This is a genomic window from Pseudomonas sp. S3_B08, from assembly GCF_054667725.1.
Genome location: NZ_CP162750.1, coordinates 1,551,543 through 1,575,614, shown reverse-complemented (window position 1 = coordinate 1,575,614; position 24,072 = coordinate 1,551,543). Strand labels below are relative to the sequence as shown.

28 protein-coding genes, 1 tRNA gene and 1 pseudogene are annotated in these 24,072 nt (G+C 57.7%); 7 read left to right on the top strand and 23 right to left on the bottom strand.

Annotation, left to right across the window (positions count from 1 at the left end; all coding sequences use genetic code 11):
• Positions 1-11: 11 nt before the first annotated feature.
• Genes AB4N73_RS07315 through AB4N73_RS07305 form a run of 3 tightly spaced genes read right to left on the bottom strand, consistent with a single transcriptional unit; the run spans position 12 to position 2,634 of the window.
• Entirely contained in the window at positions 12-1,253 is a 1,242-nt protein-coding gene (locus AB4N73_RS07315) for an MgtC/SapB family protein (protein WP_460143168.1), read from the bottom strand.
• 47 nt (positions 1,254-1,300) lie between these two features.
• A complete protein-coding gene (locus AB4N73_RS07310) occupies positions 1,301-1,525 on the bottom strand; it encodes a hypothetical protein (protein ID WP_095179810.1) in 225 nt (74 codons plus the stop codon).
• Between the two features lie 35 nt (positions 1,526-1,560).
• Positions 1,561-2,634 (bottom strand): NAD(P)-dependent alcohol dehydrogenase, encoded by a 1,074-nt coding sequence (locus AB4N73_RS07305; protein WP_460143167.1) that lies wholly within the window; start codon positions 2,632-2,634, stop codon positions 1,561-1,563.
• 255 nt (positions 2,635-2,889) lie between these two features.
• On the opposite strand from AB4N73_RS07305, the gene AB4N73_RS07300 reads away from it, so the two are divergent.
• Positions 2,890-3,816: a universal stress protein gene (locus AB4N73_RS07300; protein ID WP_041478744.1), complete on the top strand. Its 927-nt coding sequence runs from the start codon at positions 2,890-2,892 to the stop codon at positions 3,814-3,816.
• A 144-nt stretch (positions 3,817-3,960) separates the two neighbouring features.
• Here AB4N73_RS07300 and AB4N73_RS07295 read toward each other — a convergent pair.
• Positions 3,961-4,096: transfer RNA gene (locus tag AB4N73_RS07295), tRNA-Leu, on the bottom strand.
• Between the two features lie 194 nt (positions 4,097-4,290).
• On the opposite strand from AB4N73_RS07295, the gene AB4N73_RS07290 reads away from it, so the two are divergent.
• From AB4N73_RS07290 to AB4N73_RS07280, 3 genes are all read left to right on the top strand, one after another.
• On the top strand, positions 4,291-4,500 hold the full coding sequence (locus AB4N73_RS07290; protein WP_375123612.1) for a hypothetical protein: 210 nt from the start codon (positions 4,291-4,293) through the stop codon (positions 4,498-4,500).
• Positions 4,501-4,582: 82 nt separating this feature from the next.
• Entirely contained in the window at positions 4,583-5,308 is a 726-nt protein-coding gene (locus AB4N73_RS07285; RefSeq protein ID WP_460143166.1) for a hypothetical protein, read from the top strand.
• A gap of 25 nt (positions 5,309-5,333) precedes the next feature.
• The gene (locus AB4N73_RS07280) at positions 5,334-6,014 is read left to right on the top strand and encodes an SOS response-associated peptidase family protein (RefSeq protein WP_460143165.1); all 681 of its coding nucleotides are present in this window, start codon (positions 5,334-5,336) and stop codon (positions 6,012-6,014) included.
• A gap of 1 nt (position 6,015) precedes the next feature.
• Here the strand turns inward: AB4N73_RS07280 and AB4N73_RS07275 are convergent, their stop codons facing one another.
• Together AB4N73_RS07275 and AB4N73_RS07270 are read right to left on the bottom strand one after the other, a co-directional pair.
• Positions 6,016-6,231 (bottom strand): hypothetical protein, encoded by a 216-nt coding sequence (locus AB4N73_RS07275; RefSeq protein WP_189691314.1) that lies wholly within the window; start codon positions 6,229-6,231, stop codon positions 6,016-6,018.
• Positions 6,232-6,446: 215 nt separating this feature from the next.
• Positions 6,447-6,980, bottom strand: a complete 534-nt coding sequence (locus AB4N73_RS07270; RefSeq protein WP_375123609.1) for a glycoside hydrolase family 19 protein — start codon at positions 6,978-6,980, stop codon at positions 6,447-6,449.
• Positions 6,981-7,091: 111 nt separating this feature from the next.
• On the opposite strand from AB4N73_RS07270, the gene AB4N73_RS07265 reads away from it, so the two are divergent.
• The gene (locus AB4N73_RS07265; RefSeq protein ID WP_460143164.1) at positions 7,092-8,228 is read left to right on the top strand and encodes an acyltransferase family protein; all 1,137 of its coding nucleotides are present in this window, start codon (positions 7,092-7,094) and stop codon (positions 8,226-8,228) included.
• 136 nt (positions 8,229-8,364) lie between these two features.
• Here AB4N73_RS07265 and AB4N73_RS07260 read toward each other — a convergent pair.
• The 14 genes and pseudogenes from AB4N73_RS07260 to AB4N73_RS07195 form a co-directional block, all read right to left on the bottom strand.
• A pseudogene (locus AB4N73_RS07260) lies at positions 8,365-8,786 on the bottom strand (cell wall hydrolase).
• A gap of 57 nt (positions 8,787-8,843) precedes the next feature.
• On the bottom strand, positions 8,844-9,119 hold the full coding sequence (locus AB4N73_RS07255; protein ID WP_460143163.1) for a tail fiber assembly protein: 276 nt from the start codon (positions 9,117-9,119) through the stop codon (positions 8,844-8,846).
• Positions 9,116-9,460, bottom strand: a complete 345-nt coding sequence (locus AB4N73_RS07250; RefSeq protein WP_460143162.1) for a hypothetical protein — start codon at positions 9,458-9,460, stop codon at positions 9,116-9,118. The genes AB4N73_RS07255 and AB4N73_RS07250 overlap by 4 nt, the downstream gene beginning before the upstream one ends.
• On the bottom strand, positions 9,460-10,398 hold the full coding sequence (locus tag AB4N73_RS07245) for a hypothetical protein (RefSeq protein ID WP_460143161.1): 939 nt from the start codon (positions 10,396-10,398) through the stop codon (positions 9,460-9,462). Before AB4N73_RS07245 ends, AB4N73_RS07250 begins: the two co-directional genes overlap by 1 nt.
• A gap of 22 nt (positions 10,399-10,420) precedes the next feature.
• Positions 10,421-11,101 carry a hypothetical protein gene (locus AB4N73_RS07240; protein ID WP_064361147.1) on the bottom strand — a complete coding sequence of 227 codons (681 nt, stop codon included), beginning with the start codon at positions 11,099-11,101 and terminating at the stop codon, positions 10,421-10,423.
• Complete coding sequence (locus tag AB4N73_RS07235) at positions 11,101-11,412, bottom strand: hypothetical protein (protein ID WP_460143581.1); 312 nt, start codon at positions 11,410-11,412, stop codon at positions 11,101-11,103. The genes AB4N73_RS07240 and AB4N73_RS07235 overlap by 1 nt, the downstream gene beginning before the upstream one ends.
• 8 nt (positions 11,413-11,420) lie before the next feature.
• Positions 11,421-14,462: a phage tail tip fiber protein gene (locus tag AB4N73_RS07230; protein WP_460143160.1), complete on the bottom strand. Its 3,042-nt coding sequence runs from the start codon at positions 14,460-14,462 to the stop codon at positions 11,421-11,423.
• Positions 14,459-14,857: a DUF6950 family protein gene (locus tag AB4N73_RS07225; RefSeq protein ID WP_460143159.1), complete on the bottom strand. Its 399-nt coding sequence runs from the start codon at positions 14,855-14,857 to the stop codon at positions 14,459-14,461. The genes AB4N73_RS07230 and AB4N73_RS07225 overlap by 4 nt, the downstream gene beginning before the upstream one ends.
• A gap of 2 nt (positions 14,858-14,859) precedes the next feature.
• Positions 14,860-15,462 carry a hypothetical protein gene (locus AB4N73_RS07220; protein ID WP_064361186.1) on the bottom strand — a complete coding sequence of 201 codons (603 nt, stop codon included), beginning with the start codon at positions 15,460-15,462 and terminating at the stop codon, positions 14,860-14,862.
• On the bottom strand, positions 15,462-16,046 hold the full coding sequence (locus AB4N73_RS07215; protein WP_460143158.1) for a hypothetical protein: 585 nt from the start codon (positions 16,044-16,046) through the stop codon (positions 15,462-15,464). Before AB4N73_RS07215 ends, AB4N73_RS07220 begins: the two co-directional genes overlap by 1 nt.
• Before the next feature lie 19 nt (positions 16,047-16,065).
• A complete protein-coding gene (locus AB4N73_RS07210; RefSeq protein WP_460143157.1) occupies positions 16,066-18,975 on the bottom strand; it encodes a phage tail tape measure protein in 2,910 nt (969 codons plus the stop codon).
• Between the two features lie 53 nt (positions 18,976-19,028).
• Entirely contained in the window at positions 19,029-19,370 is a 342-nt protein-coding gene (locus AB4N73_RS07205) for a superinfection immunity protein (RefSeq protein WP_460143156.1), read from the bottom strand.
• A 90-nt stretch (positions 19,371-19,460) separates the two neighbouring features.
• On the bottom strand, positions 19,461-20,402 hold the full coding sequence (locus AB4N73_RS07200) for a BRO-N domain-containing protein (RefSeq protein WP_460143155.1): 942 nt from the start codon (positions 20,400-20,402) through the stop codon (positions 19,461-19,463).
• On the bottom strand, positions 20,399-20,554 hold the full coding sequence (locus tag AB4N73_RS07195) for an Arc family DNA-binding protein (protein WP_273899890.1): 156 nt from the start codon (positions 20,552-20,554) through the stop codon (positions 20,399-20,401). The genes AB4N73_RS07200 and AB4N73_RS07195 overlap by 4 nt, the downstream gene beginning before the upstream one ends.
• A gap of 120 nt (positions 20,555-20,674) precedes the next feature.
• On the opposite strand from AB4N73_RS07195, the gene AB4N73_RS07190 reads away from it, so the two are divergent.
• Entirely contained in the window at positions 20,675-21,070 is a 396-nt protein-coding gene (locus tag AB4N73_RS07190) for an Arc family DNA-binding protein (RefSeq protein ID WP_460143154.1), read from the top strand.
• 9 nt (positions 21,071-21,079) lie between these two features.
• A complete protein-coding gene (locus AB4N73_RS07185) occupies positions 21,080-21,664 on the top strand; it encodes a DUF6338 family protein (protein WP_460143153.1) in 585 nt (194 codons plus the stop codon).
• 390 nt (positions 21,665-22,054) lie between these two features.
• Here AB4N73_RS07185 and AB4N73_RS07180 read toward each other — a convergent pair whose 3' ends face one another.
• The 3 genes from AB4N73_RS07180 to AB4N73_RS07170 all read right to left on the bottom strand — a co-directional run bounded on the left by AB4N73_RS07180 (position 22,055) and on the right by AB4N73_RS07170 (position 24,022).
• Entirely contained in the window at positions 22,055-22,294 is a 240-nt protein-coding gene (locus tag AB4N73_RS07180) for a hypothetical protein (RefSeq protein WP_460143580.1), read from the bottom strand.
• A gap of 2 nt (positions 22,295-22,296) precedes the next feature.
• Positions 22,297-22,782 (bottom strand): hypothetical protein, encoded by a 486-nt coding sequence (locus AB4N73_RS07175; protein WP_460143152.1) that lies wholly within the window; start codon positions 22,780-22,782, stop codon positions 22,297-22,299.
• 79 nt (positions 22,783-22,861) lie between these two features.
• Positions 22,862-24,022 (bottom strand): phage tail tube protein, encoded by a 1,161-nt coding sequence (locus AB4N73_RS07170; protein ID WP_460143151.1) that lies wholly within the window; start codon positions 24,020-24,022, stop codon positions 22,862-22,864.
• Positions 24,023-24,072: the final 50 nt, after the last annotated feature.

Here is a 24,072-nt window from a genome sequence, read left to right as displayed (position 1 = left end):
ACCGATTGCGCTCAAAACAGCACAGTGCCCGCCCACATGGCCAAGGTCAGCAATACCTGGCCCGGGATCACGCAGGCAGCGAAACGCCTGCCGCCGCTGACCCACGCCACCACGCATTTGCTCAACGAGTTACTGCTGACGGCAATCAGCGCTGGCACCACTATCGAGTCATAAGGCACCTGGCCCGCCTTGGCCAGGCTTGCGATGGACGCTGTGGCAGAGTGCGCATCGGCAAAGCCCGAAAGCATTGCGGTCAGCCACAAGCCTGCCTGACCAAAGTGGCTGAGCATGGCCGAGGAGACGAATGTGATGCCGGTAAGGGTCAGTGTCACGATGACCGCGAGTTTCAGATTGAACGCCCCTGCCGTGTCGACCGGTTTGCTGCGGCTCCCTCGCGTGGGGTCGGGAACCATCAGGCAGGCGCCGTACAACAACGTAGCGATCAGGCCGAAAAGCAGAGGCGTCCATATACTGTTCAGCAGATTCGGATCAACCATCATGAGGATCAGTCCGACCTGTATCACCGTTGCCAGATTGGAGAAAATCGCGGCCGCGCTGAGGATGCGGATATTGCCCGGCTCATGGGCAAGGCGTTGGCCCATGGTCGCGATCGTCACGGTACTGGAGGCGAAGCCGGATGCAATCGCGCTGATGACGTAGCCATAGCGCGAGCCCAAAGCGCGCACGGCAACGTGGCCGAACGCGCCGACCAGCATCAGCAACACCGTCACGGTACAAATGGTGCGCAGATTGATCGCGGCGTACGGGCCGATATATCGGTCCGGTGCCAATGGCAGTATGACCAGCGCGGCGATCAGCAGGATCAGGCCATCACGCATTTCAGTTTCGGACAACTGGCTGTTGGCAAAGTGATGCAGCGTCTGGCGATACGCCAAAAGGCCCGCAATCACCACGCCAAGGGCAATGGCCAGCGCCGGCGCAGTTGCGCACAACGCGCCCAGGATCAGCACCGCGATCAACGCCACCTCGCTGGTCACCCCGGGATCGTCGCTCTGACTGCGCCAGTACGCGACGCTGGTCAGCAACGTGACACAGACGGCGATGAACCCCAGCAGCAGACCACCGCCGACTTGTAGCGCGACATATCCCAACAGTGCGGTAATGGCGAACGTGCGCAAGCCGGCGCAGTGTCGCGCATCGCCGGTGCCCTTGTGCCGTTCACGCTCAAGACCGATGAGCATGCCGATCCCCAACGCCGCAGCGGCGCCGGACAGATCAAAAACCTCATTCATGATGGGTAGCGTCCCGCAGGGTTTGCGCACCCTGCTCTGCACTTGGCTTATGGCGAGCATTCAGCACTTGCGCTGATGCGGCGAGCCGTTGCCGGCCTCGCTGGCAACGGCTGGGCAAACGCATTCGGCCACTCATGAGGAGCGTTGATACGGGCCTCAAGCACCTCGACAAACTCCTGCGCAGCCTTGAGGCTCCTGAAGCCCACATCCCAGTCATCCATGTGCACGACCCAGCCATGGGGAGCGTGTTTTTCAGCGATCTTGATGTTCATGCAAACCCCGGTTTCAGCGGCACGCCAAGGTGCTTTCAAGGAGTGATTGCGACTTTCATGACCCCGTCGCGTTGATGAGCGAACAACTCATACGCCTGCTCGATGTCGTCCAGCCTGAAACGGTGAGTCACCAGCGGTGACAGATCGACGGCGCCGCTCTGCACCACCGCCATCAGGCGCCGCATGCGCTCCTTGCCGCCGGGGCACAGGGTGGAAACGATGCTGTAATCGCCCAATCCGGCGGCAAACGCGCCGAGCGGGATGTGCAGATCGCTGGAATACACCCCGAGGCTGGACAAGCGCCCACCCGGGCGCAGCACCCGCAATGCCGACTCGAACGTGCCTTGGGTGCCCAGCGCTTCGATGGACACATCCACGCCACGGCCATCGGTCAACGCCATGATCTGCTCCACCACATTGCCGTCCTTGAAATTGACGGTATGGGTCGCGCCCAGTTGGCGCGCCATGGCCATGCGTTCGGGCACCGCGTCGACACCGATAATCGTGGTGGCGCCCTTCAGGCGCGCTCCGGCCACGGCGCAGAGGCCGATGGGACCCAATGCAAATACTGCGACAGCGTCGCCGATGGCGATCTCGCCCCGCTCCGCCCCCGAGAACCCGGTGGACATGATGTCCGGGCACATCAGGACCTGCTCATCGCTCAACTCATCGGGGATCGGGCACAGGTTGGCCTGTGCATCCGGCACCAATACGTACTCGGCCTGGCAACCGTCGATCGTGTTGCCAAACTTCCAGCCGCCAATGGCCTTGAAGCCGTGCCGGGTGTCCGGGCCGTCCTGCGAGCCGCAGCCACACAAACACGCGTAACTGTGCCCGCTTGGGGTGATGGCACCGGCGATCACTCGCTGCCCTTCGATAAAACCGCGTACTTGCGAGCCCAATCGCTCAATGATGCCGACCGGTTCGTGCCCGATGGTCAGCCCTTTGGCCACTGGATATTCGCCGCGCAGGATATGTACGTCGGTGCCGCAAATGGTGGTGGTGGTCACGCGGATCAACGCATCCAGCGGCCCGACCTCGGGAATCGGCTTGTCATCGAGCACAATGCGGTTTTTTTCAATGAATATTGCGGCTTTCATGGTGGCCATGATGACTTTCCCTCCGCCGACAGGTGAGTGCAGAGCAGAGCTTGAGCCGCGGGGACAGGGTCGTAGTTGATAATGGTCAACTATCCGAGGATCAGTGGTCTTGCTCGACCGTACATCCGCTCACGACCACGCGCTGATGTCTGGTTGATAAATATCAACCCCGCCCTGCTGGCTCGCTCCAGGATAAGCGCATGCGCCACTACTCACTCCAGGCATGCAGCGCAATGCTTGGGTGACTGCCTCGGGAGTTCTGTCATGTCTGAGCAATCGCGTTTCATGCTGGTCGTGTCGCCGCTGATGAAAAACAGTCCCGCATTCGACCGCGCCGCCGCACTGGCCAAAGCGTCGGATGCCGCACTGCATATTGTCGCGTTTGATTATCTGGAGGGCCTGGCGACCGCAGGAATGGTCAACGAGCAAGCCCTGGAGCAGATGCGTCTGGGCTATGTCGAACGCCATCATCAATGGCTCGAAGACCAAGCCCGGCCGCTGCGCAAGATCGGAGTGACCGTCACCACCGAGGTCGTCTGGGTGGACAATCCTTTGAAGGAGATCCTTATCCATTTGAAGGAACAGCCGATGGCCGCCCTTATAAAGGCTCTGGAGCACGAATCACTTCTGTCGCGGCTGATGTTCACGCCGCTGGACATCCACCTGTTACGCGAATGCCCGGTGCCGCTGCATTTTGTCAGCCACGCTCAAAACGCTCTGCCACGCCGAATCGTCGCGGCGGTCGACCCTTTCCATCGTGAGGGCCAATACCAGGGCCTCAACGATCGGATCCTGCGCGAAGCAGCAAGACTGGCCAGTGTCTGCAATGGCAGCCTGGACGTGATTTATGCCCATGACCTGTCATCGATCAGCGCTGCCGAATTCGGCTTCAATAACGCGTCCGCGATCTTTTCTTCCAGCGCAGCCAAGAAACTGTTCGATGCCCAAGGCGAAGCTTTCCAGGCGCTGGCTGCACGCAACAATATTCCGGCAGAAAACCAGCACATGATTGTGGGCGATCCCGCCAAGGTGCTTTCCAGCTATGCCGATGCTTACGACATCGATGTGATCGTAATGGGCCGCGTCACTCATCGAGGAATAGGCCGACTGGTTGGCAGCACGGTCGAGCATCTGTTGTACAAAATGCCCTGTAGCGTATGGGTGGTAGCGCCAGAAACGCTTACTCGCTGATGGATGCAGTCGACGCTGAAGAAAGGAGTGGAACTCCAGGCACCAGACGGCGACGGAATGGCCAGTCAGGAGCGTGGAAAACATTTCCATGGCACAAAAAATAAGGGCTTGCATGACATATGTCATGCAAGCCCTTGATATTTATGGTGCCCGAAGCCGGAATCGAACCGGCACGCCCTTACGAGCGGGGGATTTTAAGTCCCGCGCCAGAATCAAGCGGGCTGCGGCTTGGATGCGATTTTTTGGGCCGCAATTCGATTCGAAAGACTGCCATTCGGCCCAATGTTTTCGCATACCGCAGAATGATTGCGGCCCGAAAAAATACCTCAAATTTCACGTAAAGATTGAAATCCTATCGGGCACTGAGAAGCTGGCATTATGCCGACTCTGCATAATCCAGCGCTTTGCCCTTCTCCGGCGTTCTGCCGACATTCAATCCCCCTGCTACTCTGGTTTCGTCCAAGGAGGAAACCAATGCCAAACTCTGATCTGCTCCCTTCCCTACTCTTCAAAATCAATGAAAACCAGCTCGCCCTTGAAGCCGCCATCATGGAGCTCACCCTCTGGGTCGAGCAGCGCGGATCCGCCGACATCGCGGAAAACGTCCGCAGCTCTCTGGCCGCGCTCGATCGAAATGAAGAATTCATCAAAATGACCTTGGCTGTTTTGATGACGCCCGACTGACAGCTCGTCGCCTCACTCTCGCCCACGGGCTTCGCCTCGATTACTGTACATGCATACAGCACTCGTACAGCGAACCCGTTTCATGAATTTCAACCAAGCAAAATCCCTTCGCCTCGATCGCTGGCGAGCCACTCTCGATGATCACGACTTCCGTATGCAAAGCCCCGGAGCGCACCGGGCGACCTTGCGAGAAATGGCGATGGATTTGCTGAGTGAAGGCCTGATCGACGAGCTCGAGCAGTTCGACATGAACGAAATGGCCGACGCAGCTTATTGGCACGCAGTGGAAGAACTGCAGAGCTTGCCTGGCCAGTATCGGGGCGCATCGAGCTATGACGTGGTGCACATCGACAACGGGGAGTTGCTTGGCACCATCAGTCGGTCAATATTCAACTTCGCAAAGAGTGAGCCGCGCGGCGCTTACTCTGGCTATGACGGAAAGGTGTACTCCGAACCCAACGGAGTTTGGTTGTCGCTTGGAATCTCTCGTAGGGTCGGAAAGATTGCCGGGTTGGCGATGGAGATGAACGGCTGCCTGTACCGGCTGATTGAAACCGAGCGAATGATTGACGGCGTTACCCACCGCGCTCTCGCGGATGCTGACGTCTACCGGGCGCTCGTCGATGCGGCGCAGGTCGCTCAAGAGGAGCGGGATCTTCGGGCGTTTGAAAAGTTACGCCCTCACATCGAGTCGGCGGCGTTCTGCATTTGTCCTGAGTGCCTCGATCGCTTCGGTGCCGGGGACGACTGCACGACATGCGCCGGAAAAGGTTTTGTGACGAAGCCAGCGCCAGCGGGTCTACGCTGAATCAGATCCCCCCGAGGGCACGGCAATGTGCGGACGACTCACCCAATACAGCGGCATTCACGACTTCGTAGCGGCGCTCAGCATGCAGAACGCGCTGATCAACTCGGTGGGTGAGCAACCGCTCGAGCGGTACAACGCCGCGCCGACCACTCAATTGGCCCTCTTCCACCAGGAAGGTGAGTTTCTGCACGCGGACATGGTTCGCTGGGGATGGCGCCCGCATTGGGCGAAAGACCGCGCCGCGCCAATCAACGCCAGCGTGGAGAAAGTCGCCCACGGCCCGTTCTTCCGCGCGATCTGGCCGCACCGGGCAATCATCGCGATCAACAACTGGTTCGAGTGGGTAGACGAAGGCGGGCCGAAGAAGCAGCCCTACCTGATCCGGCACCGCGACCAATCCCCAATCCTTTGCGCCGCAATCGGCCAATACCCGCAAGAGGAGCACGAACCTGGCGAGCACGACGGATTTGTGATCATTACTGCCGATAGCGCCGGCGGGATGGTCGACATTCACGACAGGCGGCCGGTGGTTCTCTCGCCAGAGCTTGCCCGCGAATGGCTGGACCCAGCGACACCGAAAGAACGGGCCGAGCAGATGGTGCTGCATGAGGGCGAACCATCCGAGGCTTTCGAGTGGTTCAAGGTTGACCGCGCCGTGGGTAACGTACGCAATCAGGGGCCGGAACTGATCAATCCGGCCGAATGATTCATCGTTGCGACAAGGTTTTCAGGTGCTCCACCAGAGCAGCTTCGAAAATGATGTAGAGCCTTTCAGCATCGCCGGAGCGCAATGCGCCGGCGGTTTCCAGCCCAAGCACGAAACCTTCAGCCCGTGCTCCCGCCTTCACTGCAGTGATCATCGAATCTGTCCGGACGATCTGCGCCAGCAGGCGATCGGCCTCTCGCTGCATTTTGTCGCCCATCACTACGCCTTCCACAACTATTTACCCTTTATATTCAGCGCGACATCCAATACATCACTGCTAGGACGACCGTAACCCAAACGAGGGTCATCAAAAACGAAAGCCCTGCGAGTCGCTTGTCCACGAACATAACGCCATCATCAAAAAGGAATGATGGTTCAAGGCCGATGGCGCCGCAAGCGTGGCTCAGAGCCATCAACATCAGCGCGGTGCGGTCACGCCAGCACTTCGCGCGCCTTCTCCCACAGCTCCAGCCGATCGGCCAGACCGTTCAGCCCGCCGTTGATCCGCCGAGTGATGATGTTGAATTGATCCTGATCGGCCAAATCGTTCAGGCCCTTCTGCTTCCAGTACCACGCCGCCGACATAGCGGCATGCTGCGGCAGCTCAAGCAGTTCCGGGTGGCTGATCAGATCGAGCCCCAGCGCCTCGCCGCACTTGGCGTAGTTCGTCCGGCCGGTGATCTGGATCAGGCCACGACCGCAGTACTTCCGGCCATCGCCCGGCACGGTATTGCCCAGGTCTTCACGGCCTTCGTACCCGCGCTGGGCAGCGGTCGGCCCCCAGATCTCACGGACGTAGCGCAGCTGGCCAGATTCATGGCCGATCTGAGCGATGAACGCGGCAACGCGCTTTGGGCCGACGATCTGGTAGTGCTGCATGGCAGTGTTCAGGGCGGAAACAAAAACGCCCGCTTGGGTGCGGGCGTTCGGTAGAATCAGCAGCAAATTTTGCGTAGTGATAGACATAGTTTCTCCACTGGTGATAGACCGCAACTCACTACAAATGGCCCGTACCCAGTGGCCACTCAGAGTTGGCTACGTATAATCAACGCCGATATATATTTAAAAAGGAACAACATGGAAACGAGGAATTTGGAGTGGCTTCAATGCCTGCGTGGCGTCGCAGCTATATTGGTGGTCTTCACGCATGCCCGATACTTTCTACTGGGAACACCGAGTGAAGGGCCAGCTGAAGCCGTTTTCTTTCCAGGTGCGATGGGAGTGGATCTTTTTTTCTTAATCAGCGGCTTCATCATGGCCTACACGACTAGGGACGCTGATGGAACGTTGAAGTACACTATCAAGTTTTTAATCAAGCGCGGATCGAGAATACTTCCAGTCTATCTAGTAGTAGCAATTACAGGCTTATTGCTAGTTAAAAATGGAGAGTATTTAAGCGCTCCGACACACCTTAAAGAAATACTTCTTAGCTTTATTTTCATACCAATCAACTCTAATAATCCGCCTTTTTTTGACATGCCTTGGAGCGTAGGCTGGACGCTCAATTTCGAGATGTATTTCTATCTAGTATTTGGGCTCTGCCTTATGGCTGGCAAGCATCGCTGGACTGTGGCGATGCTTTGGCTAGTAGCATCTCTTATTATTTTACCACTTATCACTACGGGCTATGTTTCAACGAGCGCAATGAACAACTATGGCTTCGAGTCGCGATACTTAAATCTGATAACCAATCCAATGCTCTGGACATTCCCAGCCGGAGTTATCGCGGGCCTCGCATTCAGCTCAAAGTTGAGACTACCGCGTGGCCATGTCGATTATTCAATCACGCTAATAGCCGTGGCATTCGCAATTTGGTGCGCCTACTCGGGCCTTTACAAATTTCATGGAATGGACCAGTGGGGCGGACCACTTGCTATTGCTTTCATCCTGCTTTCAATATCCCGCTCCGTTGAGTCTATCAAAGCCCCGCCAGTCCTATTATGGCTAGGCAAGATATCCTTCTCGCTTTACCTTTGCCACCCGATAGCGCAGCAAGTATTGTCAAAATTGATAACAACTTTGGGACGACCAGATTTGACGCACACATGGTCGCATGTATTTCTCACCACATCAGTTGCATTGCTTCTTGCTACTATCTCTCATCACTATCTTGAGAGCCGGCTCTCGGGTCACATCAGGGCCAAACTGTTATATTGGGCAGACCAACATGGAAATAAAGTTAAAGATAACAAAGAGGAACTCAAGAATTCTTAGGCGTGGATGTGAGGACCGCCTATTACTCAGCCCCTCTCAAATATCGTAATTTTCTTTAGAGAGAACGCCACCTACTTAGTTCTACACCTACCATGCCGCCTCCTGCCTTTGGGTTCAGCAACAGATAGCGGCTGCCTCACGGCACATCCTTGAAGAAGATGTGGTGATCGAGCCTGAATGTCTGCTTGGCCTTTGCCGCCCATGCAGGCGCCTTGATGCTGGTGGCGTAATAGTGGGTGGCCCCGCCTGTTGGGTGCTGCACCCTGCCATCGATGACCTGTCAGCAGCGATACGGCACTGCGCCAGCTCGAGGAACGGGATCTGCTTCACACCGATCAGGAACTGATAATTTGGATCGGTCTTGTTCCAGCAGCTGAATTGCCACGGCTTCTGGCAGACGCCGGCATAGCCCTCCCCCCACCACGACTTTTCCTTTCCATCGAACACGCGGTTGCAGATCGTCCAGGCCACGGCGATCTGGCCAGCGGGTCCCTCGCCTCTCGCCTCACCCCAAATCGTGCGGGCGAGGATGTCGCGGTCTTTTTCGGTAACAGGCATCACTTTTCTCCAGGCAAAAAAATACCCGCGTAATTGCGGGCTCGGGTACAGATCAACTCAACTGGGCTGGACAGGCCAAACAATGTTGTCGGGATAACCTGGCTCATCAGGTTGGCGGTTTAGCGCGACCCGGTATTTCTTCCATGCCTTGAGCAGCGCGACTTCCACTTCAGTGGCATCATCGATGTCAACGGCGTCCTGCAGCGGCGCGATAGCCTTGTCCGCAATCTCCCGACGCCGAGAGTTTTCCGCGATCACATCAGCAAGATGCTGGGCAGCAACTGCTGCTTCCTTTGCGGCTTTCGTGATCAGCTGTGACCAATCAATATTCATGCTTCCACATCTCCTTCTGATACAGCCAAAGACTCCAGAGAGGCCGGCAAAGGTTTAGGCAAGAACACTGGGCCGTTTCGAACATTGAACAGCGGCGCAGGAAATGCCTGTTCAGGGCTGTAGTTGGCTGGCAGAGGAAGAATCAGCGTTAATTCCAATTCCTGTCCCGTTCTGTTCACCTGACCAACAAACCATTCGGAATTGATGGCCGATGCAGGAAGGGTGTCGCCGTCGACCATTCTTGAAAAATCGAACGCTTCGCCATTGATGCTCAAAACGTCACCCGACACTGACACAGCAAGAGAGTCATCGCGGCGCTGCGGAGAAAGATTGATGTTCATTAGAACCAGCGCCCCCAGGCACGCATGATAAAAGTAGTGTCTTGCGTGTAAGAAACCACGCTGAGTATTACGAACTCGACAGCCGAGTTTGTCTGGTTGACAGCTCTGTTGACCCCCCAAATGATTTGTCCATTGGCGATAGGCATGCAGATGCTGAAGGGTGTTCCACCCACAAACGGAGCGGGATACGTCCAGAGGCCGGTAAAACCATAGAAGAGAGATCCGATTCCTGATGTAACAGCGAATGGATTCTTCGGGATCGTCGCCTCGCAGTACATCCGTCCGTCCGCGTATTTGGTATAGCGACCGTTGCTATTGACTCCGGTTTCGAAGATGGCGCCTGTTGGAACTCCCCCGACCTGACTCACCGGACCAATCGCGGCGGCCCCCATAGACGTCTTGCCTGTTCCGCCCTGTGCCAATGTCAACAGTTTGGTAAGGCCATTCAGCTCTGTAATGTCCGAGTTCGGCCCGCTTTTGGCGGCAATAAGGGTTCCTCTAGCCACCGTAGCGTTGGGGTCATCAACTATCGTTTTCATGAAATCCGAGAAGCCTAGTCCGGTAAGTGCTTCTCCTGGATTGCTGCTCCCGGTCCCACCCTTCTCCAGCGGCAATATCTCGTAGTTGCCTGTGGTGCCCAGCGCCGCCAGCTTATCGCCGTAGTTGTTGAGGATCGCACGCACTTGGTCAGACAAATCCTTCTGATAGCCCTGCACTGGCATGATTGAGTAAAAGCCACCGGCCGCTGTCGGGCCTTCATAGTTCGGCGTGATCGACAGAGCCGTATTGCTCGCGATGTTGGTCACCTCGTACCAACGGCCGTCCGGCCCGCGAAAACCATCGCCGACCCGGCTGTTGGCAATAAACGCGGTGTTCGTGCCCATCACCGCATTGGAATTTTGGGTGACAGAAACCGTTCCTGATTTGTACCAGGGCATGGTGTGCATCCTATAAATGGGATTATGCGGCTTGTTTTGCGAACACTGCCGGCAGGAAGAAAGCGAAGGGGTTCGATGCCGCAATGGTGATGGCGTAGAGCGTGTTGTTGGGAAAATCCCACCAGCAATAAAGATCGCGAGGGATGCCGCTGCCCGAAGTCATCGGCATGCCGAATGTGTTCAGCAACATGAACTCGTTCTCGGGGAAGTTGAACGGAACGCTGTAGAAGATTCGCGTCAGGCCCTGAGGCGTGGTGTCATAGCGAACATACGTCCAGTTCTGGAATGCACGGGTAAACGTTGCGTTCGGCGTGCCTGAGTCAAAAAGCAGTTTCCCGGCGCCATCCCACAAGCGCATCCCGTATTGAGCAACAGGCTGGGCACCAAAGGCGGCAACAAAATAACGCCCATTCAGGCCGGCAACGCTGACGTCGTACGCCCTGACATAAAAGCCAGTCCAGTTACCCGCAGAGCCCAGAAGGCTCATCCGGCAAAGCCCCGCCACCCCGTTGATAGTGTCCGGTCGCACGAATACCAGCGGGGGCTCTTGCGAAGTAACTGGGCGTGCAAACGTGGTAACCGAGCCAAGCCCAGACTCTTGGTTTGGTGCGTATCGCCCTGAAGCAATGACCATCAGCCGTGCAAACTCTGAATCCAAAGTCACGACGTTATTGTTGTTTGTGAACTGAACGCCGTAGCTCATCAGCTCCACCTCATTACTATCAAGCGCATGGTTCCGGAAGACGTGGTACTCGCCGCGTACGTCCGGGTGTAGTTGTAGACGCGGACGACTCCGTCGAGCATCTCGGTTTCGAACTGCATTTGGTTCTGCGAATAGCTACCGATCGGGATCACGATTGCGGTTCCGTTGCCAGGACCTACGCCGGGAACGGCGAAATCCTGCGTTCCTTTGCTGGCCCCCAGTGCAAACGTGACTTGCACCGAGAGCACGACGCGAATCGTGAATGAGTTCTCATCCAGCTGGAGCGCCCCATCGGCGCCCCATATCCTTATGCCGAAGCTCATGCGTTCAAATTCCCCCACTGATAGCGCTTCACGCCGTTCTCGTCGAACACTTTGCCGCCGTTGTTGTTGATGACTTGGCGAGCGCCACCGCCCAGCGGGCTGTTCAGCTCGAAGTTGCCAGCCTTGTCGATGCGCCAGCCCTGAACACCTGCGATGTAGTTGTCTGACTGGATGAAGAAACCGATCTTGGCGTTTCCGATCGAGGCGTCTTTCACAAAAAGGGTATTCAGGAAGACCTGCCCACCCTCTACCGCAAACGGCACCGAAATGGCGCCGCCGGCAATGGTGTTGACGATGGCGAAGCGGTCAGCGCTGACGAGGAACTGGCTCTGCAATCCTGCCCCGGTGTTCTCAATGCCAAGCCCAATGCCCGCCGCGACGTACTGCCCATTGGCTGTGACCTGCATCTTCACCGACCACATCGTGTTCAGCTTACCCGCCGTGTCCGCATAGGCTGTGGACGTCTGCTGAATCGCTGCCGAGTTCTCCCCAACGGAAACATTCAACTGGTCGATCTTCGTCGCGGTCGCCGATTCGTTCGTGGCCACCACCTGCTCAAGCTCGGTGATGTTCGCCGCGTTCTCGCCGATTTTCGCGTCGAAGGTCGTTACACGGCTCGCCATTGCCTCGTTTTGGGAGGCGCGAACCTTCGATTCGGACGCAATCGCCGCCGTGTTGGTATAGCTTTTGATCGCGTCCGCGAGATCGCCAGCACCGTCATCGTCTCGATAGGAGGCGCGAAGGGCCTCGAAGGCTGTAGCTTGAGCCGTGACCTCGCCGTCGAGTTCGATAATCTCGGCGGTGTTGGTCGCGACCTGCTGGGCAAGGCCGTTCGCCGCTTCGATCGATTGACCGACATCCAGCCAGTAATCGGCATTAGGCGGCGGAGTGCTGATCGGCACCTGCTCGGTCGCTTGGTAGATGCGCCCATCTTCGACCACCATTTGCCCGGCCTCATAGACCTGGTCAGGCTTGTAAGCAGAGAGGCCATCTAGCGCGTAGATTTGATCCTGAAGGCCGGGGATTTTGTCGATTTCGCTCAGGACGTCCTCGCCCAGCTCGGTGCGAGTGATCTTGCCGAGAAGCGCCGCCAAGTATGCCGAGACATCGTTCGAGGTCTGCGCGGGCACGTAGAGGAACGAGCTTTTCCCGTACGCATTGGAGGAGCGGACGAAATAGTAGTAGTTCGTCCAGAAGCCCAGACCAGTGTGCGTAAAAGAAAGCCCCTGCCCTAAATATTCGGCGTCATCCGAAGTAGCAGTCGGCGACGTGCTAAAGAAGTACTCATAGGTGCCGCCATTCAGCCCGTTCTGCGCGTTGCTGGGAATCAGCACGATGTTGTCGATCGAGGACTGCACCACACAGCTTTCCGGAATGGGCGGGCCGTTGATGCTGACGGTGATCGTCACCTCTCCTGATCGCGCCATCGGGCCGGCAGCCGCCACGCTCATGGTGTAGTTGCCGGACGGCAAGCCATTGATGGCGCATTCCGTCGATGTCGCAGGCACGTTGTGCGACTGAATCGCGGTTGCCCCCTGCCGCACGATGACGATGTACTCCTTCACCACGCCAGCAGGAGGCGTCCACGACAGAACGCCCTGCGTCACCTCGGCCGTGGTGTCCTGCGTCCACGCGAGATTCGTTGGCGTGCCCAATCCGCCGGATGGCAGATTGATGAAGCCAATCGGGTTGTACGGCTGGCCGACAGCGTCATCGAAGATCGCAGGCTCGTACTGCTTGACCTGAACCGTGCAGCCCTCGCGATCGCCCATCGACCAGTCGGAGACGATGAACTCGCCAAGGATGTTCAGCGACGGCAGGTTCACCCGAACCACGCGGCCCGGCCGGCAGTTGTAGCCAGCGAAGTTCATCGGGATGCTGATTGCGCCACCGGCGCGGCGCCGGCGCAGCTCCATGTTCGCCAGGCGCTGCGCTTGGTAGGGGTTGGTGACATAGGAGTAGGTCAGCGTCTCCGCCGCCTCACCGCCGTCCTCAACGATCCATTCGGCTACGCTGACTTCCGGGTAATCCGTCTCGGTCCAAGACTGCTCCGGATCAATGAAGGTGCCGCGTACGGTGTTGATCGCGGTGTCATTGGTAGGCTCGGTGCTGCCGGTGACTGTGCCGATCACCATGTCCTCGGTGATCTCGAAGTCGTACGGGCCGTAATAGGCGCCAGCCTGGAACATCCAGCGGCCACCAACACGAATCAAATGCCCGCCAGACGCCGCTTCCAGCTTCTGGAGAACGCCGGTGCGCTGCTCGTCCGCGCCGATCACGCAGCCGGTGCGATACCGCTGGCTCGTCGAGCCGTCGGCATTGGTCACGCCTTCGTCGCAGACGTTGGCCGCGCTGGCGAAGGTCTCGAAAACGATTTCATCGTCCGGCACGTTGCAGCGGTTGCGCAGGAACCAGAGCAGGTGCAGCGCAGTGTTTGCGCTGTAACCCGCCGCGCCGGTGCGCGGATCGTAGATATCATTCCGGCCACGAACCACAAAACGCGTGTCGGGGATGCCCGATGGAAACTTCTCTGCGCTGTAACGCAGGGAAACCCGCACGTAGGACAGGCCGCGACCGATCTGCGAGTCTTTCCAGTCGGGGCAGTTTGCCTTCAGGAATGCGTTGACTTGAGTCGGATTGACGACCAGCTCGTAGCTGGCCAGCGGGCCGAACGCGCCGATCTCTTCCTCGCCGAGGTAGATGTTTTCGAGGGCTTCGATTGCGCCCTCACACAGCACGTACACCAGGTGCAGCCATTCGCCCTCGCCCTGATCGCCGGACTGCTCTTGCGCCCACACCAGCACGCCGCCGGTCGAGACGCGACCGAGGATGAACCGCACGGGTGCCTTCGAGGAGCGTACGGTCTGGGCAGACGGCTCGTTGTCGCGCAGGGGCGATTTGGTGTTCAGCTTTTCCTGCTGCTCGGCGGCGTAAAAGGCAAGCGCTGCGCCCGCGACCGCGCCCCATGGTCCGCCCTGAGCAAAACCAACCACCGCGCCAATGACGACCGATGCGAGTTTTTTAACGCCGCCGCTCATTCAATTCTCCACGCGGCCAGTGGCTCGCACTCAACCCGGGCGGCGCCGTCATCGGTCGCCGCCCAGTAATCTCCTGCCCAGAACACGGCCATGCTTCGGCCGCCGGGCGCGTCGTACAGCACGACATCACCGCGCTGGATGAACGGCAGCGGCACCCGGGCAAAATGGGTATCCCATGCAGCCTCAAGGCTGCCGTGCTGTTTCTTCAGCTGCCGCTTGGCACCGGTTTCCGTCGTGTACTTGCCCCGATAGTTCTCCGCCGGATCAACGCCACACACCGACACCGTGCAGTCGGCGGCGAACAGGCAGCAGTCAAATTCGCCCCATGAAAAAGGCCGCTCTTGGGCGGCCTTGATCGTTTCGTTCAGACGGGTTGTCCAGTCTCGGTAGCGCATGGCTAGCTTCCATAGGTGAATGTCGGTGCGTCCTTCTTCGAGCCCCAGTAAATGGGCCACTCGGACATTTGGGCGATGGCGTAGAAGAACCGGTCGCCCTGATGGCGTGCGCGGTGGTTTTCGTCGGTGAATCGTTCGGTACCGGTGCGGCTCCACTCGGCCATGCGATCGATAACCGGGACGGTGATGCTGTTGCCGTCCTCGCCATTGCCGGCGAAAGAGAACTTCGCCGCGTCCATCCGGCCGGAAAACAGAATGTCCGCCGCGTAGTTGCCGGCCTCGTCGAACACCACGAACATGACTTTGGCCATTCGCCCACGGCAGCCTCGGACGTTGGTTTCGGAAAGGATGTAGGCATCCAGGCCGCTCAGGGTCAGTTCCACCGACATGGGCGAACCTGAGTTGTCGCTCTCCTGCGACTGGCTCACCTGGCCAAAATTGCCCACGCCAAGGTAGGTGATGCCGTCGATCACCAGATCGCCGGTACCGGTGTGCGCGAAAACCATGCCGTCGACGAAGTCGAGCTGAACGGCGTACACAGGCATGAAGCGGCCGGTCGCGATGATGTTCACCACGCTCTGGCTGAACGGGAATGCTGATGGCATCAGAACGCCTCCCTGAATTGGTAGCTGCCGTTGGCGATCACCGGCTTTACGGACATCGCCCAGCTGTCGGTGGTCATGCGCATTTCGGAATAGGGGTTGAGGTACTCGACGGCGGTACCGGCTGTGAGCGTCCTACGGATCCGCTTGTTGAGCGAAACCGTCACCCTGCCCTGCGCGCTCGCCGACGCTGCATCGGTTATCTCGAACATCTCGCCCGCGATGGTGATGTAGTCGCCAGCAGCGAACACAGCAGCATTCGCCGGCGCGCCGCCGATGACCATCGACCGCGCTTGCGCGTTGCCGGTGACCACTGAGAGCGCGCCGACGCTGTTGGTTCGCCGGCGGGTGAAGGCCGGCAGGTTGAAGGTGCCGAACATCCCATCCAGTCTCCCGATAAACGCCGACAGCTCGCGCTCTTGGGCTCTGGTGAGTAGTCCGAAGGTCAAGGTGCACTGCCAGTAAGCGCCCGGGTAGCCGACGATCTGCTGGGCATTCGAGAGCGTCGAGGTGAACGCCCTGCTGTTGTTGACGATGCCCCACGTCATTTCTGACGGGCGCAGCGAAGCCGGCCACGTGAGAGCCATGCAGTACTCCTTAGATTGCTTAGCGCCGCGCGATCAGCTGGCGGATGGTTCCGTTCATTTTCAGGTCGCGCACGACCAGCTCGTAGCCGCCCTTGGCACCCTGCATTGCCGCCTCGCGCACCATGTTGACGGTCGCGTCATCTGGCGTGCCTTGGAAGCTGAAGCTCTGCTGGATGACCGGAGCAGTGGACGAGCCCGACGAGATCGGTACGACATTGGAGGTCGATGCCGCAGCGGTAGCGCCAACGTAGCCGCCATCTGCGTACCCTTTGGCGTTCGCGTTCATGCGCTCGAGAAATTCCCGGGCGCCCGGCTGGCTCACCGCTTCCTTGCGGACCACGAACTCGCCGCCGTGCACAACGCCCTTCGGCTCGAACTTGCCGCCGTCGCCGGTATAGCCGCCGTCGGAGAAGCCGAACTTCGAGCCGTAGCCAGCGGCAGATGCGCCGAGCGTGGAAGACGTTGCGCCGGCAGATCCGGCTGCGAGGCCATTGCCGGCTGAGGCGCCGACGGTCAATCCGCTGAAGACGGTGCCGAAGATGCCCACCGCCGCCTGTCGCACCTGGATGCGGATCAGGTCAGCGATGATGCCGTCCGCCAGATCCTTGAACGACAACTTCCCGGTCTTCACGAACTGGATGATGCCGTCTTCCATGTTGCTGAAGGCGTTGGTGAACAGGTTGCGGGTCTGTCCGGCGACATCGCGCGCCTGCTCCGAATAGGTCTGAAATGCCGACGAAGCGCCGAGCGCCCAGTCCGATTGGGCCTTATCCACGTCAGTGTAGTACTGCTGCTGCATGGCGAGGCGGGCTTGCAGCGCTGAGCGGAGGGCTTCGGTTTGCTGGTTGTACAGCTCGGTGCTGCCTGAGGACTTATCGCCTTTGTTGTAATCATAGGTCAGCCGATCCATCTGCGACTGATACGACTGCTGGATTTGCTGCTGCTCCTGCAACCGCTGAAGAGCCTTATCCCCCAAACCTGCGCCGGCCAACTTATCGTTCAACCCGCTTTGCGCAAGCTTGAGCTGTGAATTTAAATTCTCCTGGAATGCCATCAGTTTCTGCGTCTGGTCAGTCGAGATCTTTTTGAGTTCGTTCTCTTTCTCCAGACCCGCGTTGCGCTTGAGTTGAGCTGTGATCAACTGCTGATTCGCTAAAAGCGACTGCTGATCCGCGGTCAGCGTTTTCTTTCCTTTGATGTCAGCGAGTTCCTGCTCCCACTTGATAAGCGCTTGCTGCGCGGCCCCGAGCTTTTGAACGCCATCCCCTTGCGCCCCGATCAGCGAATTTTGCTGAAGCAATACCGCGTATTGCTGCTTGGCCTGATCGAGCGCTTTTATGCCGGCGTTTTCGGTGTATGCCTTTGCCTTTGGCTGGCTCTTGTCGAACTTGGTCTGAATGTCAGCAACGACCTTGTCGATCTCCGCCTGCGACCTGCCTGCCTCAACGCCAAGCCTTCTCGCATCCGCGATGTCCTTGGCCAGCTTTGCCTGATCACCAAGCTCCTTTTTAGACAGGGCATTCCATTTGCTCTCAGCGGCGATACGGTCCTGATTCTGGCGTGTAGCTGCGGCGTCTATTTCAGCTTTTGAGGCTGCTACATCACGCTGCTGCTTCAAAGACTTGAGCTGCGCCTCAATGAATTTTGTCGATTGGCTGTCTGGGCCGAGTTCATCACTGAAGAAGCCCGACAGAAAGCCACCGGACTTGCGCCCCTCCAGAACCTTCTCCAGATTCGCAATCTCCTGATTAAGGTCTGGGAAAAGGGAGCTTTTGACATTCGAGTAAGCGTTGCTGATGGCGGTGCCAATATCGTTCCAGTCCCGCTCGATTTCCGAAAGCGACTCACGATACTTTTTCAGACGCTCCTGGGCATTTTGGTTCAGAGACTCACTGAGCGAATCAAGCGCCTCCTGCTTTTTGCCCTGGTTCTCTAGCCCGACTATCACCTCGTACTGTGCGGATGTGAGCAGACCATATTGAGCGCTTATCTTCTCGGCCGCTTTGGTAGCGTTGTCGCCCATATCCCCCAAAGACTTGGCGACTTCGGCAGCGCCCTTCCCGGTAAACCCTGAAATTGAAGCTGATGCCTCGGCCAGATTTTTGAATTGAACCTGGCTGAGCCCACTGCTGGCGGCAAGTGCCACCACGGCGTCTTTGGCCTGAGACAAGTTGCCGGTGATTGTCGCGGTGTCCTTTGATATTTTCGAAAGACTTGCCGACGTCTGTCCAGAGCTTGCCGAACCTGAAAACAGAGCCTTATTGAAGGCACTTACCTCTCTTTCGGCATCGTAATACACCAGCGCCAGCGCGCCCGCTGCCGACGCGGCAACAGTTAACGGGTTAACAAGGCTCAGCAGGTAGCCGCCCAACGCCTTGGAGGCCGCACCGATACCGCCAAACGAATCTTTGATTTGAGCCCCTTGCTGCAGGAAAACGGTCAGCGGTGCCTGCCCTCCCTGAAGCGAGACGAAAATATCTGAGAACTGAGCCGGCAGCATTCTCATTGCGGCGGCTGTTTGCTTTGAGGTGTTGCCCGTGCGAGTCATGGAATCGTTGAAGCGGGTGAGCTCGGCTCGGGTTGCACTGATTCTCGACTGATAATCAGTGTAGGTATCGAGGTCCAGGTTACCGGAAGCGCGATGACGAGCCAGTTCCTGCTCTTGGCGGTCAAGCTCCCCTAGTTTTTTTGTAAGCGGATCGATTCGGCCAAGGAGTGATTCGATTTCATCTCGTTCGGATGCGAAGGATTTCGTGGCCTTATCGGCACTCTTCCCTGCTCCCTCCATACCATTGCCGGCCTTATCCATCGCAGGCTTGACGCGAAGGCCGGCGTTTTCCAGCGCTTCCAGAGCCTTTCGCGTGTCCGCAGCTTTCTGTTCCGCGTCCCGACTATCAATCTCCAAAACCAAGCGTGATGTTTGAGCCATAGCTTTCTCCAGGCATAAAAAAACCCGCCGAAGCGGGTCATTTGTGCAGGCATTCAGCTCTGCAAGATTTTGGCTTTTTCAGCCTCGTACTCGGTCTCAGTGAGGAGGCCTTTCTCTTTTAGCCCGCCGAGCCGTTCTATCTTTTGATACTTGTCCTCAGAAGGCTCAGCCTCAGGGCGAACCCTGATTGGTTCAATCGGTGCAATGGACGATGCGGACCACACGATAGAGACCACCCAGCCAATTAGCGTCCAGCCGAGGAACAGGTTCAACAGGAGGATCGAGTTGAAATTTGGATGCCGGCGGTGGCGCGCGTTGAGACTTGGCATGAAGTAGACCAAAAACCCCACGAACAACAGGACCAGCACTCCCAGTGGACCGGTATCGTTTTGCATGCCAAACCTCCCTGATTAATGGCAGCAATCTACCACCATCCGAGGGAAGCGCCAAAACCCCGCAGGTGCGGGGTCGTGGCTCAATTGAGATCAAGCAACAATTGCATAACCACCGGGTGAGCAGCCATTTGCGCGGTAGATGCTGTAAATTTCCGACCTCCGAGCATCAAGCGCGGCGAACGAACTTCGCCCCTCGTTGATCTGGTCGAAAACCCTCATCAGCACGCGCGAATCGAGTGTGCGCGCCGAAGACAGGATTGCCGACCGGTCTTCCTGAAGGCAGTAGTGGCGGCTCATCAGCAAATAAATGTGGCCGACTTCCTGATTGCTGAAGAACAAGCCTTCGGTATCGGGACGACCGATCCACTCGCCTTCCAGAGCGTAGGCCGCAACGAAGTTGCAGGCGTCGGCCAAGCACTCAGCCGGAATCAGCGCAGTGCGATGCACATTGAAGCGCGAGCGCAAACGACTTTTCATGGTCTGCTTGAAGCTGCGCTGGAGCGAATGAGGTACTGGTGATGCCTTCTGATCAATCACGCGATCGAGTACGTTCTCCCCGCTGGTGCCGATGACGGCGCCGACGAGGTCTCCCATGACTGCATGCTCGTCAAGGTAATGGCCTTGCTCGCGAATTGAGGGCAATACCTCGGCGGTAACCCATTTCCGAAATGCGTGTGGCTTGCTGCCTTTCTTAACAGCATCACGGCTGCGCAGAATCAGCGTGTATAGGCCTGACTCGTTCACCACGTTGGCCTGCCCCTGACGACCTATGTTGAACATAGACCGCTCATCCTCATCCAGCGACTGCACTGCTTGGGTTGTGTTCGCCACATCAAGAACTCGGCAAACATCCGATGCAACAAACCATGGTTGACCATCAATGGACACCGCACGGATGCTATTGCCGCGAAAATCAAACGGGATGACATTGGAGACCGCTGTGCTAATATTCGACATGACGATTTCTTCCTCGAAGTTGATCTCGTTTTCCGAAGCCTCAGTGTTCCCGCACTGGGGCTGCTTCATTTTCATGCTGCTGCTTGCTCTTGCCGCTTCTTTGCCGCCGTCAGCCAGAAAACAATCTCTGCGGTCTGGGACCGGCAATTCTCCTTCGCGCTTTGCTCTACCCACTCCTTCACCTCCTCCGGCAACCTCAAATTGAACTGCGGATCTTTCCTGCTCATCAGCTCACTCCTTGTATAGCACTTTGCTTGGTTTTTATTAAAGCACTTTGCTTTATTGCCGTCTATAGCAAAGTGCTTCATCCTTTTACTCGTTTTACTTTCAGTGAAAGGCGCCACCAAATGAGCCGTGTAGACCTTCAGGTCAATTTTCGAATGCCCGCATCCCTAAAGGATGAGCTTGAAGCTCTCGCCAAGCGGAATCGGCGCTCTCTTACCGCCGAAATCGTTGCGCGGCTTGAGCGCAGCGTCGGCGATACTGATGAAATGGGTATCAGTGACAGGGATCGGTTGAATCCCGAACACCCTTTCTATCTACCTGCTACCGAACCAATGCCCATTAAGCGCGGCATCTCGAAAGAAAAGCTGATGGCGTCACTTGATCAAGACAGACCCGTGACCAAAAGGGACCTTAACGCAGCGGTAATGGATGCCATGATCAAGGTTCTAGATGAGTGGCAGGATGGCACTGCTTCGCCAAAAGGGCCGACTCCCCGCAAGAAGTTTCCGAAGGAATAACTCAAAACCATGGACGGCATATCAGCAGATCTGGTCCCAGTACTTAAGCAGCTCATGCCAGGGTTTCTGGCGATGCTTGTTTTCTACTGGTTCGCAGAAGCGCAAAAACCAACAGCCGTTGACAGAGTACTCCAGGCACTCATTGGCACTGCAGTAGTACAAATAATTGTGTCAGGGATAGAAAAACTGTGCTACGTGCTGGGCAATTATTACGATTTTGGTACTTGGGATAACACGTCGGCGGACCTGTGGGCACTAGCCGTTGCAACCACGATAGGGTTAATTCTTGCTTATCTCTGCAATAACGATACGGCTTTCAGCATTGCGCGCACGTTTAAGCTGACGACTCGAGCGTCCCAAGATGACGCTGTGCACATCCACAAAGCTATGGCCAACTGCGGTGTAGTATTGCATTTCTCCGACAGCCGGCGACTTATGGGCTATCTCGACGCCTATCCAAGCTCCAAAAGCACGGGCGTGTATTTGGTATCCTCTCCCACATGGATAACAGGGGGCGATCGTCTAGAATGCCCCGAGACGCAGTCCATCATGATCAACGCTACAGATATTCAATGGGTTGAATTCCTAAACTGAGGTGTGGATTTATGAATAATCAAAACGACGCTAAACCCAATGAGCTCCTGCACAAAGGGCTTCTAACCGGCAATGAGGGACTAAATATCAACCCCACCGGACAGAGGACCGCGTTGCCTACTACGACTCCAAAAGCTCCGCCTCCCCCACCTTCGTCTGAAAAACCCAAACAAGGATGAGATGCCAGCATGACTCCTGCCGAACAGGAAATACTGCGTAAGATCAGAAGTGGTGAATTGACGTACAGCCCTGAAAACTTCACTCAACCAGGTGTACTTCGTCGCCCGTTACCATCGTCCACACCGCCTGCACCGCCTCCGGCGCCCGAAAAACAGGATAAAAAGCCATAGATATAGCCCGAGACAATCGGGCTAGAGTCACGCACTGTGGTTATCCTTCATCGACCGCCAAACACAAGGCATCCAGCGCAAACATCACATCGTCAACCTCATCACGCGGCAGTGGCGACGGGTGCGACTCCAGCCAGTCGGAGATCTCCCGCGCCGATAGAGGAAGCGGGAACGCCCCGGCCATGCCGGTGATGTACCGGCGCCCACGGCAGATATTGCGGTACAGGTTCAGCAGATACGCGGTGATCGGGTCTCGTTCTGGTTCATCCGGTACCGCCAGCTTCAGGCGCGCGTAGACTGCCCGGCGCTTTTCGCTTTCGCCGCCCCACTCCTGCTCCCACTCGAAGCGGGAAAGGGCTTTCCCACCGACTCTGCCCGCTCTTCGGCGGCATCGTTGGCGGCCAGCGCGCCTTCGCGCAGCACGAAGATGAAGAACTCGGTATTGTTTTCCAGCAGCTCAGCGGCAATCGCCGGGCTGTACTTGATCGGGTTGCCCTCGGCGTCCAGCACGCCATCCCAGTCCTTCACTACGAAGCTTGCCAGCAGCATCGAATGATTCTGGTGCTCGGTCTTCTCGCCGGCGACCACGCCAACCTGCCCCTCTTCAAAGCGCGCATCGTTGCGCTGAATGCGGCGGCGCATGCGCTCCAGCGCAACCTGATACTCAGGATTGTCGATACCGGCCAGCAGCACCTTGGTTTCTTTGTCGAAGTTCGCCCAGCGCTCGCCGGTGACTGCCGGCTTCTTTTTGCCCAATTGCAGAGCCATGGTAATTCCTCAACGCCGCGCCAATAAAAGGGCCGCCCCGGCCGGCGTGAATGCCGAGGCAGCCAAAGGTCGAGCTGGTTTATGCAGTGACGGTGATCGCCGCCGTGCTAGTTTTGGTGACGTCCGACACGCTGGTAGCGGTGATAGTCGCGGAGCCAGCGGAAACGCCAGTGACCAGGCCGGAGGAGCTGACAGTGGCAACGCTCGGCGCCGAACTGGACCAGGTGACGTTTTGCGCGGCTTCGGCCGGCAACGCCGACGCAGTGAGCTGACGAGTCGCGGCTACCGCAATGGATGCGGTCGTAGGCGCCACCGAGACGCTTGTCACCGGCACGAACGGAGCGCGAGTGATGGTCGGGCTGAGCTTGGCAACGGTGTAGTTGAGCGTGACCTCGATCAGGTCGCGCTTACCACCATTCGGCAGCTCACCGTCCACTTCCACTGCTGGGAAGTTGAACGTGTATTTGTTGCCCAGCGAGTCGGTGATCGGGAACACAACTGCGATCGGCGTCCGCGTGAAGGTGTTCTTCCAGAACTCCCACGCGCGCTTCGACCAGGCCAGCGTGATGCTGCCGGTGACCGCCGCCTCGGTGGCGATGTGCGCGCCCGGCCCAAGGCGATCGGAGCCAAGGCAGCGCTGAGTCTGCAGGCTGTTGTCCAGATTCACGGTCATGGCCGAGACGCAGGCCACGCCTTCGAGCGACTGGCCGTTAACCAAGATCGTGCCGACGTTGTTGTTCGACAGGAACGGGGTGGTGGTCGGCGCATTCGGCGAGACGACAATCGGCGTGTCGCCATCGGTGTAGTCCAGGCACGCCATGTTGAACGTGGCGGTCACCTTGCCTTCCGACGGGATGTCGAGTGCAAAGGTCGAGACGTGCGCACCCTTGAACACGCCATAGACGCCGACGTCGTTGTAGCCCTTGGCGATGCTGAAGGTGTGGCGGGTATCGCCTACGCGCAGCACGTCAGCCGTCCATACGCCGTAGAAGGCGGCTTCGAGCAACTGATCGAAGGAGCCGAACGAGAACTCCGCCGTCAAATCGCCGCCGATATCGATGCTGGTGGCCACCGAGCCTTGGCTCAGGCGGGTGTCGGTGATTTCATCGCTGACTTCGGTGTTGACGGTCGGGGTCAGCGCGTTGCCGGTGAGGCGCAGCGTGTCCCAGGTACCGGTGGGAGTGACGCCGGGCGTCACCTCCGCAATGATGTGGCTTACAACTTTTGCGCCAGAGCTCATTGGAGCCTCCTATTCGCGGGCATAAAAAAACCCGCTCATGGCGGGGCTGG